General features: G+C 59.7%; 13 protein-coding genes. 2 read left to right on the top strand and 11 right to left on the bottom strand.

The window, feature by feature from the left end:
• Window positions 1-68: 68 nt before the first annotated feature.
• Genes LOH53_RS02445 through LOH53_RS02415 form a run of 7 tightly spaced genes read right to left on the bottom strand, consistent with a single transcriptional unit; the run spans window position 69 to window position 7,763 of the window.
• Complete coding sequence (locus LOH53_RS02445; protein WP_230066113.1) at window positions 69-866, bottom strand: HpcH/HpaI aldolase/citrate lyase family protein; 798 nt, start codon at window positions 864-866, stop codon at window positions 69-71.
• Between the two features lie 55 nt (window positions 867-921).
• Entirely contained in the window at window positions 922-1,401 is a 480-nt protein-coding gene (locus LOH53_RS02440) for a MaoC family dehydratase (protein ID WP_230066112.1), read from the bottom strand.
• Window positions 1,398-2,051 carry a CoA transferase subunit B gene (locus LOH53_RS02435; RefSeq protein ID WP_230066111.1) on the bottom strand — a complete coding sequence of 218 codons (654 nt, stop codon included), beginning with the start codon at window positions 2,049-2,051 and terminating at the stop codon, window positions 1,398-1,400. The genes LOH53_RS02440 and LOH53_RS02435 overlap by 4 nt, the downstream gene beginning before the upstream one ends.
• Window positions 2,052-2,053: 2 nt before the next feature.
• On the bottom strand, window positions 2,054-2,818 hold the full coding sequence (locus LOH53_RS02430) for a CoA transferase subunit A (protein ID WP_230066110.1): 765 nt from the start codon (window positions 2,816-2,818) through the stop codon (window positions 2,054-2,056).
• Between the two features lie 35 nt (window positions 2,819-2,853).
• Window positions 2,854-4,017, bottom strand: a complete 1,164-nt coding sequence (locus tag LOH53_RS02425; RefSeq protein WP_230066109.1) for an acyl-CoA dehydrogenase family protein — start codon at window positions 4,015-4,017, stop codon at window positions 2,854-2,856.
• A gap of 1 nt (window position 4,018) precedes the next feature.
• Entirely contained in the window at window positions 4,019-6,148 is a 2,130-nt protein-coding gene (locus LOH53_RS02420) for an acetyl/propionyl/methylcrotonyl-CoA carboxylase subunit alpha (RefSeq protein ID WP_230066108.1), read from the bottom strand.
• 7 nt (window positions 6,149-6,155) lie between these two features.
• The gene (locus LOH53_RS02415) at window positions 6,156-7,763 is read right to left on the bottom strand and encodes a carboxyl transferase domain-containing protein (protein ID WP_230066107.1); all 1,608 of its coding nucleotides are present in this window, start codon (window positions 7,761-7,763) and stop codon (window positions 6,156-6,158) included.
• A 140-nt stretch (window positions 7,764-7,903) separates the two neighbouring features.
• On the opposite strand from LOH53_RS02415, the gene LOH53_RS02410 reads away from it, so the two are divergent.
• Window positions 7,904-8,533: an SACE_7040 family transcriptional regulator gene (locus tag LOH53_RS02410; RefSeq protein WP_230066106.1), complete on the top strand. Its 630-nt coding sequence runs from the start codon at window positions 7,904-7,906 to the stop codon at window positions 8,531-8,533.
• Here the strand turns inward: LOH53_RS02410 and LOH53_RS02405 are convergent.
• The 4 genes from LOH53_RS02405 to pdhA all read right to left on the bottom strand — a co-directional run bounded on the left by LOH53_RS02405 (window position 8,522) and on the right by pdhA (window position 12,597).
• Window positions 8,522-8,935: a hypothetical protein gene (locus tag LOH53_RS02405; protein WP_230066105.1), complete on the bottom strand. Its 414-nt coding sequence runs from the start codon at window positions 8,933-8,935 to the stop codon at window positions 8,522-8,524. The genes LOH53_RS02410 and LOH53_RS02405 overlap by 12 nt on opposite strands.
• An 85-nt stretch (window positions 8,936-9,020) precedes the next feature.
• Entirely contained in the window at window positions 9,021-10,451 is a 1,431-nt protein-coding gene (locus tag LOH53_RS02400; RefSeq protein WP_230066104.1) for a dihydrolipoamide acetyltransferase family protein, read from the bottom strand.
• Window positions 10,452-10,459: 8 nt separating this feature from the next.
• Window positions 10,460-11,464 carry an alpha-ketoacid dehydrogenase subunit beta gene (locus tag LOH53_RS02395; protein ID WP_230066103.1) on the bottom strand — a complete coding sequence of 335 codons (1,005 nt, stop codon included), beginning with the start codon at window positions 11,462-11,464 and terminating at the stop codon, window positions 10,460-10,462.
• Window positions 11,461-12,597 (bottom strand): pyruvate dehydrogenase (acetyl-transferring) E1 component subunit alpha, encoded by a 1,137-nt coding sequence (pdhA, locus tag LOH53_RS02390; RefSeq protein ID WP_230066102.1) that lies wholly within the window; start codon window positions 12,595-12,597, stop codon window positions 11,461-11,463. Before pdhA ends, LOH53_RS02395 begins: the two co-directional genes overlap by 4 nt.
• A gap of 236 nt (window positions 12,598-12,833) precedes the next feature.
• Here pdhA and LOH53_RS02385 point away from each other — a divergent pair, with 236 nt between their 5' ends.
• Window positions 12,834-13,298, top strand: coding sequence for an Lrp/AsnC family transcriptional regulator (locus LOH53_RS02385; RefSeq protein WP_230066101.1), 465 nt, complete (start codon window positions 12,834-12,836; stop codon window positions 13,296-13,298).
• Window positions 13,299-13,429: the final 131 nt, after the last annotated feature.

Raw genomic sequence — 13,429 nt, 5'->3', positions numbered from 1 at the left:
TACTCCGGCAAAGCGTGGGCACACCCACTCATAAACCGCTGTGCAAGCAGTTATAGATCACTCCAGCCCTATACCCCGGCTCGACGCAATGTTTCCTGGGCGTGCTTAAGAATGGGCCCATCCACCATTTTTCCCTGATAGGCGAAGACGCCCGTGCCCGCCGCAGAAGCAGCAGCCAGTAGTTGTGTTGCTGCCGCGACGTCAACATCGGAGGGCCGGTAGGACTCGCGGATGACGGCGACCTGGCTTGGATGAATGCACGCCTTTGCGCCGAATCCACTGGCAACGGCGTCCTCGCTTTCCTCGGCAAGCCCCGGCAGATCTGGGATATCTGCATAGATCGAGTCAATTGCCGTTTTCCCTCCGGCCCCGGCCGCCAGCAACATCAATGAACGTGCGTGGGTCGCAATGGCCCGGTAAGAACCATCCGCGAAGCGGCTGGACGTACCGCCAAGGGATGCCACCAGGTCCTCCGCACCCCACATCAACGCGACGACGTTGGGCAACTTGGCCAACTCTGCGGCGGCCATAATGCCTGCCGCCGTTTCACACAGGGCCACCACGTTGTAGTCGGCGAGCGCAGCAATCGCGCCCGGATCTTCCGCTTTGGCCACCATGATGGTGCGGTACCGGGTGCGGGCCAATGCCGCCAAGTCCAGGGTGCTCTCAGCTGTACTGAGCGCGTTCACACGCACCATGGTGGTGGCCGGGTCCAGGGGGTTAGCGACCAAGTGCTCACGTGCTTGTGCTTTGGCGTCAGGTGCCACTGCGTCTTCTAAATCAAGAATGACGGCGTCCGATCGCTCGGCGGCCTTTAGATACCTTTCGGGCCGGTCGGCGGGGGCGAAAAGTAGTGCCGGGCCCATGGTGAAGGTTTTGTGCGCGGTGCTGATGGTGTGTTCCTTCGCGTAGTGTGCTGAGCTAGTCTTCGGGTTTGAGCCAGAACAAGGCGGTACGGCTGGCTTTGCCCACCACCACTCCGTCCTGGTTGCGGCCGGTATGGGTCATGGTGACAATTCCCTGCCCGGGGCGGGAGGAAGAGAGCCTTTTCTCGGTCACGATGGTCTCTGTGTACAGGGTGTCACCGTGAAAGAGGGGGTGTGGGAAGGAAATCTCCCCCATGCCCAGCTGTGCCACGATGGTGCCTTGCGTCAATTGCGCCACAGACTGCCCCACCATGGTGGCTAGGGTGAACATGGAGTTCATGAGCCGTTGGCCAAACGGCTGTGAAGCGCTCCACGCGGCGTCGAGGTGCAGTGCCTGGGTGTTCATGGTCATGGTGGTGAAAAGGACGTTGTCCGTCTCCGTCATGGTCCGCCCGGGCTTATGTACATAGACGACCCCAGTTTCGAGTTCCTCGTAGAACAGGCCGCGTTGGGTGACTCGAGGTTGATCACTCATGCGTTCCTCGAATCGTACATATCAAAGTTCAGGGGCGCGCCGGTGGCTGCGATTATCGCCTCTACGCTCACGCCCGGCGCCAGTTCTTTGAGTATCAGCGTGTTCTCACGTATTTCAATGACGGCCAGGTCAGTGACTATCAAGTCAACGCATCCCTTGCCTGTCAGCGGCAGTGTGCAGCTCTCCAAAATCTTCGGATTGCCGGCCTTGTCGGTATGTTCCATCATGACGATCAGTTTCTTTGCACCAAAGACGAGGTCCATGGCACCGCCCATGCCCTTGACCATCTTTCCCGGAATCATCCAGTTGGCGAGGTCACCGTTTTGCGCCACCTGCATGGCACCCAAGACGGCGACATCCACGTGTCCGCCGCGTACCATGCCAAAGGACAGCGCTGAGTCAAAGAATGCTGCGCCCTTGTTGACGGTGACGGTTTCCTTCCCTGCATTGATCAGGTCAGGGTCGACGTCGGCCTCCAACGGGTAGGGGCCCGTGCCCAGAATTCCATTCTCAGAGTGCAACACCACCTCCACCCCGTCAGGGATGTAGTTAGGGATCAGAGTTGGCATACCGATGCCCAGATTGACGTACTGGCCGTTGTGCAATTCCCGGGCTACCCGGGCTGCAAGCTCGTTGCGTGTCAGTGCCATGGTTATGCCTCCTTGACCGTTCGTTTTTCAATTCTTTTCTCGCTACCGGGTGCGCCTGCCGGAACGTGGACCACGCGTTGGATGAAGATGCCGGGAACATGGATGTGTTCGGGATCCAGTTCCCCAGGCTCAACAAGTTCCTCGACTTCAGCGATCGTAATTTTCCCCGCCATGGCGCATAGCGGGTTGAAGTTCATGGCGGTAGCGTGAAAGACGAGGTTGCCATGGCGATCGCCCTTCCAGGCGTGCACCAACGCGAAATCAGGGTTCAATGACTCTTCGAGCACAAAGTCGGCGCCGTTGAACGTGCGCACCTCCTTAGGCTCGGAAGCAATAGCAACCCCACCTGCGCCGTCGTACTTGCGCGGCAGTCCACCATCAGCGACCTGTGTCCCCACCCCTGCTGCGGTGTAGAACGCCGGGATACCAGCTCCGCCTGCCCTGAGTTTTTCGGCCAAGGTACCCTGCGGAGTGAGCTCTACTTCAAGCTCGCCGGCCAGGAATTGGCGGGCAAACTCTTTGTTCTCCCCCACATAGGAGGAGATGGTGCGGCGGATACGTCCATCGGTGAGCAGTACGCCAAGTCCCCAGTCATCCACTCCGCAGTTGTTGGAGATCGTTTCCAACTCGCTCGTTCCGGCGTCGTGGAGGGCTTGGATGAGCGCTACCGGGATGCCGCACAGACCAAAACCGCCAACGGCTAAGGACGCACCATTGTGGATGTCCTCTATGGCAACCGCCGCGGACGCAACTTCTTTGTCAATCATCGCTAGTACCTTTCACTTGCTTCGGGTGGCGAGGTTCACAAGCCCAGGTCGCGGGCAATGAGCATGAGCTGGACTTCGGTGGTGCCCTCCCCGATTTCCAAGATCTTTGAATCGCGGTAGTGGCGGGCTACCGGGAATTCGTTGATGAAGCCGTAACCGCCAAATACCTGTGTAGCGTCACGGGCATTGTCCATGGCCGCCTCGCTTGCCACCATCTTAGCGATGGCAGCTTCCGTCTTGAACGGCTTGCCTGCCAGCATGCGGGCAGCGGCGTCGTAGTACGCCAACCGCGCAGTGTGAGCACGGGTCTGCATACGGGCGATCTTGAAGGAGACGCCTTGGTAGTGCCCGATGTTGTGGCCGAAGGCGGAGCGTTCCTTGGCATAGCGAACGGCTTCATCCACGCAGCCCTGCGCTGTACCGGTGGCTAGTGCTGCAATTGCGATCCGGCCTTCATCCAAGATCGAGAGAAAGTTCGCGTACCCGCGCCCGCGCACACCAATCAAGTTTTCTTCGGGGACGTGTACGTCCACCAGAGTCAACGGGTGGGTGTCGGAGGCATTCCAACCAACTTTGTTGTACGCCTTTTCAACAGTGAATCCGGGTGTGCCATTGGGCACCAAAATGGTGGAGATTTCCTTCTTGATGGACCCGTCGGCACGCACCGAAGTTCCGGTCACGGCTGTCATCGTCACAAACTTGGTGATGGAAGTGCCGGAGTTGGTGATGAACTGCTTGTTTCCGTCAATGATCCACTCCCCTCCATCAAGGCGAGCCTTCGTGGCGGTACCCCCGGCGTCGGACCCTGCGTCAGGCTCAGTGAGACCAAAGCCAGCGAGTGAAGTACCGGCGGCAAGGGATGGCAGCCACTCCTGTTTTTGTGCCTCCGTACCGAACCGGTAGATGGGCATGGCGCCTAGCGAGACGCCGGCCTCCAACGTGATAGCAACCGACTGGTCCACCCGGCCCAACTGTTCCAAGGCAAGGGACAAAGCAAAGTAGTCCCCACCCATGCCACCGTGTTCCTCCGGGAACGGTAGGCCAAACAGGCCCAGCTCGCCCATCTGCGCAACCACTTCATACGGGAAGCTGTGCTCCTCGTCGTGCTTAGCGGACACGGGTGCCACCACGTTGTCGGCGAAGTCCCTGACCATGTCGCTGAGGTCTTGATATTCCTCGTTGAGTTCAAAATTTGGCACGTTATTCCCCTTCAGGAGTTTCTGCTTCGATGGTGGCAACAATTTGTTCAGCCTTGACAACACTGCCGATGGCGACGGAAATGTGCGCTATCCCGGAGACGGCGGCGAGGAGCTGGTGCTCCATCTTCATAGCCTCCACAGCAAGGAGCACGTCTCCGGCAGCCACACGATCACCGCTTTGGACACTGACGACCGTCACGGTTCCCGGCATGGGACTGCGCACATCCGGATCAGCTGCGGCGTCCTCATGTTCTATCTCTGCGAGCATCCGAGCTGTCGCCGCATCGCGATCCAGCACTTGAAAACGGGCACTCCAGCCTTCGGCACCTAAAATCACAGTGTTTTGGTTCCGGGCAACGGTGTAGCGCACCAGCTCCCCATCCCATGTCAGCGACAGTACCCCGTCGTGGATTCCGGTGAGCCGGACACTGTGTTCGGTGCCATCGCTTGCACCCAGGCCACTCACCTGGACGACGTCGGAGGTTCCGGCGGTTTCGCCGCGCACCTTCTGCGTCTCCTTGCCGCTGACCGCGATCACCGCAGAACGCCCGGGACCGGCAAGGCTCATGTGCCACGGGGCAGAATCGCCAAGCCGCCAGCCGTCAGTTCGGTTCCACGGGCGTCCCTGTTGGAGGTCCTCGCGATACTGGCGTCCGTCAACGTTCGAAGGCGCCCCCGTGGCTCGTGTGAACAAGGCTGCAGCAGAGTAGTCACTAGCAGCAGGCGTCCGGAACGTCATGTCCGGTAGCTTGCGCTCAATCAGGTTTGTATCAAGGCGCCCACAGATAACGTCGGCGTCAGCAAGAAGCAAGCGAAGATACTCAACGTTGGTTGGTACCCCGAGCACCACGTAGTCCCGCAGTGCAGCGTCCAGCCGGGCCAGAGCTTCGGTGCGGTCTGCGCCCCAGGCAATAACCTTGGCCAGCATGGGGTCGTAGTTGGCGGAAATTTCCAACCCTTGCATCAAGGAACTATCCACGCGTACTCCGGGGCGCTGCGCCACGGACTCATCGAGGACTATAACCGTTCCGGATGCGGGCAAGAATCCTTGGGCGGGACTCTCCGAGTACACCCGGGCTTCCACGGCGTGACCTTCGAAGCTAATTTCTTCCTGGGTAAAGTCCAGCCGTTCCCCAGCTGCTATCCGCAACTGCCATTCGACAAGATCCAGGGTTTTTCCTGCTGCCCGGACAGCCATTTCTGTGACGGGGTGCTCAACTTGGAGACGTGTGTTCATCTCCATGAAGAAGAACTCTTGTGGGTTCTCATCCGAGACCAGAAATTCTACTGTCCCGGCTCCCGTGTAGTTGACACTTGCGGCCGCAGCACAAGCCGCGGCTCCGATGCGTGCCCGGGTGGCGCCATCGTCGTCCAAGCCATCCAGCAGTGGAGACGGTGCCTCTTCAATGACCTTTTGGTGGCGGCGTTGGAGAGAGCATTCCCGCTCGCCAAGATGGACTACGTTGCCAAAGTTGTCGCCCAAGATCTGCACTTCGATGTGGCGCGGAGTGGAGACGAGTCTTTCCAAAAACAGGGTGTCATCGCCGAAAGAACTGGCAGCAACGCGTCGGGCCGTGGCCAGCGCACCCGGTAGCTCTCCGGCACTGAACACCTCATGCATGCCCTTGCCTCCGCCGCCGGCCGACGGCTTGATGAGAAGAGGAAACCCGATGCCAGGCGCCGCCGCGATCAAGTCTGCGTCCGTCAGCCCCGGACGGGAGATTCCCGGGGTCACCGGAACCCCTGCTTCGGAGACATGATTCTTTGAACGAATTTTATCCCCCATGACGTTCAAGGCCTCAATGTTGGGACCAATAAACGTGATGCCAGCAGCATCGAGGGCTTGTGCAAACGCCAAGTTTTCCGAGAGAAAACCATAGCCCGGGTGGACTGCCTGCGCTCCGGATCTCTTACATGCCTGCACGACGGCGTCAATGTTCAAATAGCTTTCCGAAGCCGCTGCCGGTCCGATGCAAACGGCCTGGTCTGCTTCACGCACGTGACGGGCGCCGGCGTCGGCCTCGGAATAAACGGCCACTGAGCGGACGCCTAAGGCGCGCAGCGTTCTAATGACGCGGCAGGCAATCTCGCCACGGTTAGCCACCAGGACGGTGTCAAAAGGAAAAGTCATGGCTGGCTCACATTCTAAAGAGGCCGAAGGATGTCTCCGGAAGTGGGGTACGGGCGCAGACGTCCAGGGCAAGGCCCAGCACGGTGCGAGTGTCAGCGGGATCGATCACACCGTCGTCCCAGAGCCGAGCCGAGGAATAATACGGGCTGCCCTGGTCCTCATATTGGGCCTTGATGGGCGCCTTGAATGCGGTTTCATCCTCGAGTGACCACTCTTGGCCCTGGCGTTCAAACTGGTCCCGCTTGACCGTCGCCAGCACTGAGGAAGCCTGATTACCGCCCATAACGGAAATGCGGGCGGCCGGCCACATCCACAAGAAGCGGGGCGAGTAGGCGCGGCCACACATGGAATAGTTGCCAGCACCAAAGGAACCGCCCACAATAACCGTCAGCTTAGGTACTCGGGCGGTTGCCACGGCAGTGACCATCTTGGCGCCATGCTTGGCAATGCCACCTTGTTCGTAGTCTTTTCCAACCATGAAACCGTTGAGGTTTTGCAAAAAGATCAGCGGGATTCCGCGTTGGTCACACAACTCAATGAAGTGAGCACCCTTCAGGGCTGACTCGCTAAACAGCACGCCATTATTGGCAACGATTCCCACGGGATGACCGTGCAAGGTGGCAAAGCCGGTGACGAGCGTGGTGCCGTATTCCTTCTTGAATTCGTGGAATCTGCTTCCGTCCACTATCCGCGCAATAACCTCACGAATGTCAAAGGCAGTGTTCAGATCTGTGGGAACAGCACCATAGATCTCGTCGGGGTTCACCACAGGCTCCTCGGTGGCCCGAATTTCCCATGCTGGCTTTGGGTTCCCCGGCAGTGTCGCGACGATGTCACGGACTATCGCCAGAGCATGTTCGTCATTTTCTGCCAGGTGATCCACGACGCCGGAAATCCGAGCATGCACATCGCCTCCCCCAAGCTCCTCTGCCGTCACTATTTCGCCAATGGCGGCCTTTACCAGGGGCGGGCCGCCAAGGAAGATGGTGCCTTGGTTGCGGACAATGACAGTTTCATCACTCATGGCCGGGACGTACGCGCCGCCCGCGGTGCAAGAGCCCATGACCGAGGCGATCTGTGGAATCTTTTTTGCTGATAGCTGAGCTTGGTTGAAGAAAATCCGGCCGAAGTGCTCTCGGTCCGGAAACACTTCGTCTTGCTTAGGCAAAAACGCTCCACCGGAATCCACCAAGTAGATGCATGGCAGCCGGTTCTCCAGCGCTATCTCCTGTGCCCGAAGGTGCTTCTTGACGGTCATCGGGTAATAGGTACCGCCCTTGACCGTGGCATCGTTGGAGACGATCACCACGTGCCGCCCCTGTACCAGGCCGATACCCGCGATGACCCCCGCGCCTGGGGACGCGTCGTCGTACATGCCGTTGGCAGCCAAAGGGGCAATTTCCAAAAACGGGCTTCCGTCGTCGAGGAGCCGATCCACCCTGTCCCGGGGCAGAAGCTTTCCTCGCGCCACATGACGCTCACGTGATTTTTGCGTCCCACCAAGGGCCGTGACGCGCAAGCGTTCGCCTAATTCAGCTACCAGCAGGCGCTGGGCTGATTCGTTGCGCCCAAAGGCCGCCCCCGACGGGTCCACACGACTTTGCAAAGTCTCCATTGACAAGTAATCCATTCCCCGGTGACGGGCCTCGTAGATTGGCGCCTTACACCAGCCAAATCCACATGCTAAGTTAATAACCACTAACTGAGTTTCAGGTTAGTCTGAGATTTCCGTGATGTCCAGCACTAGGAATGACGATGATTGAGCCAACCGCCACCACGCGTACCCAGGCGAAAGCCAACCGCCGTGCCGTACTGCTCCAATCAGCCGCCGCGCTCTTTGCCTCACGTGGTTTCAACGGCGTTTCCATCGAAGACCTCGGGGCTGCAGCGGGCGTCAGTGGGCCTGCTGTTTACAGGCACTTCAGTGGTAAGCAAGCGTTGCTCGGCGCGCTTCTTGTGGGCGTGAGCGAAGACTTGCTGGCAGGGGGCCGAGCGGTCCTCTCAAGTGCGGATGCCGATGCCAGCGCACTGCGCGGACTCGTTGCCTTCCACGTGGACTTCGCCTTGGCTCAGCCTGATGTCATTCGTGTCCAGGACAGGGACTTTGACTCGCTCAGCGAGGAGGACCTGGCGTCAGTACGCTCACTCCAACGCGGCTACGTGGAGTTGTGGGTCGACGTGCTGGGGCGGTTGTTTCCACAACGAGATGCCTCGCTGCGCAGACTCCAGGCCCACGCAGTATTTGGGCTGATCAACTCCACCCCTCACAGCGTGATCTTGCACGGGCGCCGGCTCGGCGCGACAGCCGCCAAAACCGCTTTGGAGTCCATGGCATGGGCCAGTCTGAGCGCAGAGGGATCAAGTCCGCATTATCTAGCTTCTTAGCCGGGGACCTACTACCAAGGCAAACACGCCGACCCCAATCCCAAGCAGCATCAGCATTGTAAAAACGCCGTCCAGCACACGAAAGCCTTGCGGAAGTGAGCCAAGGACCAGGCCCGCGGGAAACCGTGCCAGCAGCCAGCCGGCAATGAGTAAAACGGCAAACCAGTGATTGGCTCTGCGCAACGACTCCAAGGCCGCCAGAGCGCAGAAAAAGGCCGCCATTCCCAAGCCAAATACCATGAGCATGCCTACCACGGCTATTGCGGCATCGGGCTCCTGCACTGTGTGCAGGAGCCCGGCATAGCGGGCTGCTTCTATGGCCCCAAGAACCAGGAACAGCCCCGACAAAACCAGTAATGTCGCGGCGGACGCCTTGGACACCCTACCCAGAAGGACCCTCATGCCAACAAAGCCTACTCAAAGAACGCGCTGCGCATTGAAAGCACACTCGGTCCGGAACAGCTTCACCTCGCCAGTGGCTTGTCGCCTAAGACAGAGCCAATGCCATGGCCGGATCTGCCATGATGGCGCCGACGTCGGCCAGGAAGCGGCTACCCTGCGCTCCATCCACGAGCCGGTGATCGAAGGACAAACTCAGTGTCATTATCTGCCGTAAGGCAATCCCACCCTGATGTTCCCACGGCATGGTGCGCACGGCACCCAGCGCCAAGATGCCAGCCTCGCCCGGGTTGAGGATCGGGGTACCTGCGTCAATGCCAAACACACCGATATTGGTGATGGAGAACGTTCCACCAGCGAGGTCCGCAGGCGGTGTCTTCCCGGCCCGTGCCGTGACTGCCAACTGGCCGATCTCCTCCGCCAAGCCATGCAGGCCCAGATCCTGTGCGTCCTTGACGTTGGGGACGACGAGCCCGCGGGGCGTAGCTGCGGCAATACCAAGGTTGACGTAGCTCATCGTCACAATTTCGTTGTTCGCAGCGTCCCAGTGGGAATTAAGCGATGGCTGCCGGGCAATTCCTACGCACACAGCCTTAGCCGCAAGCGTGAGAGGAGTCAGTTTGACGTCAGCAAAGGCCCTGGAATCCCGCAGTCTAGCCAAGAACTCCATGCCAGCGGTGACATCAACACTCAAGAATTCAGTGACGTGTGGGGCGGTAAAGGCACTATCGACCATGGCCGCTGCCATAAACTTCCGAACGCCCTTGATGGGGGTCCGAACTTCCCGTTCCTTCATCCGATCAGATGATTGGGGACCGGATGCGCCGGTTGACGATGACGGCACGGCGAGCGCCGCTGCATCATTTTCGCCAGAAAAGGACAGGACATCCCCGCGTGTGATCACACCCGACTCCCCCGTCCCAGTCACATCAAACAAATCTATGCCGAGGTCCCGGGCCAGCTTGCGCACTGGTGGTGTGGATCGAGGGCGGTCTCCCTGCACCTGCGCAGGCACCTCCGGTGCTGCCACCACAGGCGCTGCTACCACAGGGGCGGAAGCTACGGACGGAGTCGTCCTAGCAGCTGCGTCAGTAGCGGGTGCATCAAAGGAGCGCGCTCTCCGAGCGGGTCGCTTTGATGACTCCGGGTCCGCACCGTACCCGACCAAGGTTGGGACACGCTGCTGCACCGCCTCAGCAGCTGCCGACTCCGCCTCGGGCGCCGAGGAACTGGTGGCGCCCGCCGCTGACTTGCCACGCCCGAGTGCCGGAGCGTCTTCGCCAGGCACTTCGAAGGCAATGATGACAACGCCTACCTCCACCACTGTGCCGGGTTCGTGGGCGATCGCTGTTACCACACCGGCGTAGGGCGATGGGAGCTCGACGACGGCCTTGGCGGTTTCCACCTCACCGATGACCTGGTTGAGTTCCACCGTGTCTCCGACGGCCACGTGCCAGCTGACGATTTCCGACTCGGTCAGCCCCTCGCCAAGGTCGGGAAGCCTAAATTCCTGGATCATTGTCATCCTTAAAGCCCGGAAGCGGAGTTGGGACGGCCGAGGACGCGGTCCACGCCGTCGAGCATGCGGTCAAGGTCGGGGAGGTGATGCTTTTCCAGCTTTGAGGGCGGGTAAGGGATATCGAATCCGGTTACCCGTACCGGTGCTGCCTCCAAGTAATTGAAGCAGCGCTCGGTGATCCCGGCAACAATCTCCGCCCCGAGGCCCAAAGTTTGTGACGCCTCATGAGTGACGACCAGACGTCCGGTGCGGCGAACCGATTCCTCGATCGGTCCGTAGTCAAGAGGTGAGAGGGACCGTAGGTCGATGACCTCTATGCTGATGCCTTCGTCGGCGGCGGCGCGGGCTGCATCAAGTGCCGTTGGCACCAACGGTCCATAGGTCACCAAAGTGACGTCGGTGCCGGCACTGACAACCCGGGAGGCGCCCATGGCCGGTGCACGTGAAAGATCAGCGTCCAAATCAACCTCACCCTTGGTGTGGTAGCGGCGCTTGGGCTCAAAGAACAGAACCGGGTCATCGCATTTGATGGCCTGGCGGAGCATGGTGTATGCGTCCTGTGGGTTGGAAACGCTGATGACGCGCAGCCCTGAGGTATGGACAAAGTATCCCTCAGGTGATTCGGAGTGATGTTCTGGGGAGCCAATGCCGCCGCCGAACGGGACTCGGATGGTCAGCGGCATGCGCACCTGTCCGTGGGTGCGCATGTGCAGCTTCGCCACCTGCGAAACAATCTGGTCGAAGGCGGGGTAAATGAAGCCATCGAACTGTATCTCGCAAACCGGCCGGAAACCGCGATAGGCCAGACCCACCGCGGTCCCGATGATGGCGGATTCGGCCAACGGGGTATCAATGACGCGGTGCGAGCCAAAGTCTTTCATCAGCCCGTCAGTGACGCGGAAGACTCCACCGAGGGTGCCAATGTCCTCACCCATCAAGATGACTTTCGGGTCCTCTTCCATGGACTTGCGCAGCCCGGCGTTGATGGCTTGCGTGAGTGTCAGCTTACTCATGACAGGCTCCCTTCCAGCTTGGTTCCGTCAGCGGGCGTGAATCCTGCCAAGTAACGCCCGTAGTGCTCTCTTTGGCGGTCCAGAATGGCATGTTCTTCGGTATAAACGTTTTCAAAGACGCTCATGGGGGCAGGGTCACCCATGGTGATGGTGCCTTCTCTTAACTCAGCTGCCACGGCATTGGCCCGCGCCGTCACGGCAGCTTCACCATCGGCGTCAAGGAGTCCACGGCTCTGTAAGAGCGCCTTGACTCGAGCGATCGGGTCTTTTGCGCCCCATTCCTCAAGCTCAGTCACACCACGGTAGCGGGTGGGGTCATCCGCCGTCGTGTGGGCGCCCATGCGGTACGTGACGGCTTCGATGAAGCTGGGGCCACCGCCGCTGCGTGCGCGGGCCACGGCCCAACGTGTAGCTGCCAGGACGGCAAGGACGTCGTTGCCGTCAACACGCATGCCAGGAATGCCATAACCCGGGGCCCGGCCGGCGATGGGCGCATGGGCCTGCAATCCTACGGGCTCCGAGATCGCCCAGTGATTGTTCTGGCAGAAGAAAATGACAGGCGCCTGGAAGCTGGCCGCAAACACCATTGATTCATGGACGTCACCCTGACTGGTGGCACCATCGCCTAGGTAGGCAATGGACACGTCGTCCTTGCCTTCCAGAACCAACCCCATGGCATAGCCGGTGGCGTGAAGGGTCTGCGCACCGATAATGATCTGCGGGGTTGCCAGATTGATCGCATGAGGGTCCCACCCAGTGTTGGCACTGCCGCGCCACGTGCTCATGATCCCTGCCAGGCTCGCGCCCCGGAGGTAGGCAACGCCATTTTCTCGGTAGGTCGGAAAGATGAAGTCCTCGACGGCCAAAGCCCTCAAGGAGCCAACCTGCGATGCTTCCTGTCCTAGCATCGGTGGCCACAGTGCCAATTGACCTTGGCGCTGGAGAGCGGTTGCTTCAGAATCTATCCGGCGGATGGCCACCATATCGGAGTAAAGACCAAGGATCGCGGCATCGTCAACGTCCTCGACAAAAGGTGAAAGCTCTTCATCCACAACGGCGTGGCCGTCGGGGGAAATGAGCTGGTGGATTCCCGTTTGATTCAGGGCCCCGGGGTCAGCTTGTTCATCCAGCACGACAGTTCGCCTCCTAATGCTTGCTACGGGCGCACGCACCGCAACAAAGAGCAAATACATCGGGTTGATGCGCGCTCGTGTGGCCGTCAGCGAATAGTGTTCGCGACCGGCAGGGCGGCCTCATTGCAACCCTTATCTGTGACAGTACTCACAGAGGGCAAACGGCGCAATATGCACTAAAAAAATTGATCATTTTGCTAAAAATCATCGGAACAACCCGTGCTAATATGCGCATTATGCCTAGTTTAGATGGAACCGACGCTCGCATTCTCCTCGCCATGGTCAACGACCCCAAACAAACCGTCGTGGCCATGGCGGCACAGCTTGGTCTCTCCAGGAACACCGTGCAAGCCAGGATCTCCTCGCTGGAGAAGCGGCACGCGTTCTTAGGCTTTGACCACCGCATCAGCGCCGCGGCCCTGGGCTACCCGTTGACGGCTTTCATCTCCGTCCACGTCCAGCAGCAAAAACTACTCGCGCTTGCCGGTTTGCTAGCAGACATCCCCGAGGTGGTGGAGGCTCACGGACTCAGTGGACGGGCTGACTTGCTGGTCAGGGTGGTCTCGACCGGAGCCGAAGATCTGTTCCGAATCAACGGAAAAATTCTAGCCTGCGACGGCGTGGAGCGCACCGACACATCTTTAGCCATGAACGAGCTAGTCCCGTTCCGTTTCACACCCCTGCTCAAGCGGAGAGTGTAGCGACGAAAATTTCTTGGCACCGTGGCTCCGGATCCTAAATTGGCCCAACAGAGCCGAAAGTTCGAAATCAACGATTCCTACCCTTTCGCGAGTCGGAGCACCGGCGTAGCGTGGAGGCAGCCACTCGCGAG

Source organism: Arthrobacter cryoconiti, assembly GCF_020905375.1.
GTDB classification, from domain to species: domain Bacteria; phylum Actinomycetota; class Actinomycetes; order Actinomycetales; family Micrococcaceae; genus Specibacter; species Specibacter cryoconiti.
The sequence above is the reverse complement of the archived record's forward strand: the minus strand, read 5'-3'. Positions and strand labels throughout refer to the sequence as shown.

What these genes read in the sequence shown, in the direction of transcription:
- LOH53_RS02445 (WP_230066113.1), bottom strand. Translation starts at nt 866, where the DNA reads ATGGGCCCGGCACTACTTTTCGCCCCCGCCGACCGGCCCGAAAGGTAT.
- LOH53_RS02440 (WP_230066112.1), bottom strand. Translation starts at nt 1,401, where the DNA reads ATGAGTGATCAACCTCGAGTCACCCAACGCGGCCTGTTCTACGAGGAA.
- LOH53_RS02435 (WP_230066111.1), bottom strand. Translation starts at nt 2,051, where the DNA reads ATGGCACTGACACGCAACGAGCTTGCAGCCCGGGTAGCCCGGGAATTG.
- LOH53_RS02430 (WP_230066110.1), bottom strand. Translation starts at nt 2,818, where the DNA reads ATGATTGACAAAGAAGTTGCGTCCGCGGCGGTTGCCATAGAGGACATC.
- LOH53_RS02420 (WP_230066108.1), bottom strand. Translation starts at nt 6,148, where the DNA reads ATGACTTTTCCTTTTGACACCGTCCTGGTGGCTAACCGTGGCGAGATT.
- LOH53_RS02415 (WP_230066107.1), bottom strand. Translation starts at nt 7,763, where the DNA reads ATGGAGACTTTGCAAAGTCGTGTGGACCCGTCGGGGGCGGCCTTTGGG.
- LOH53_RS02410 (WP_230066106.1), top strand. Translation starts at nt 7,904, where the DNA reads ATGATTGAGCCAACCGCCACCACGCGTACCCAGGCGAAAGCCAACCGC.
- LOH53_RS02405 (WP_230066105.1), bottom strand. Translation starts at nt 8,935, where the DNA reads ATGAGGGTCCTTCTGGGTAGGGTGTCCAAGGCGTCCGCCGCGACATTA.
- LOH53_RS02400 (WP_230066104.1), bottom strand. Translation starts at nt 10,451, where the DNA reads ATGATCCAGGAATTTAGGCTTCCCGACCTTGGCGAGGGGCTGACCGAG.
- LOH53_RS02395 (WP_230066103.1), bottom strand. Translation starts at nt 11,464, where the DNA reads ATGAGTAAGCTGACACTCACGCAAGCCATCAACGCCGGGCTGCGCAAG.
- LOH53_RS02385 (WP_230066101.1), top strand. Translation starts at nt 12,834, where the DNA reads ATGCCTAGTTTAGATGGAACCGACGCTCGCATTCTCCTCGCCATGGTC.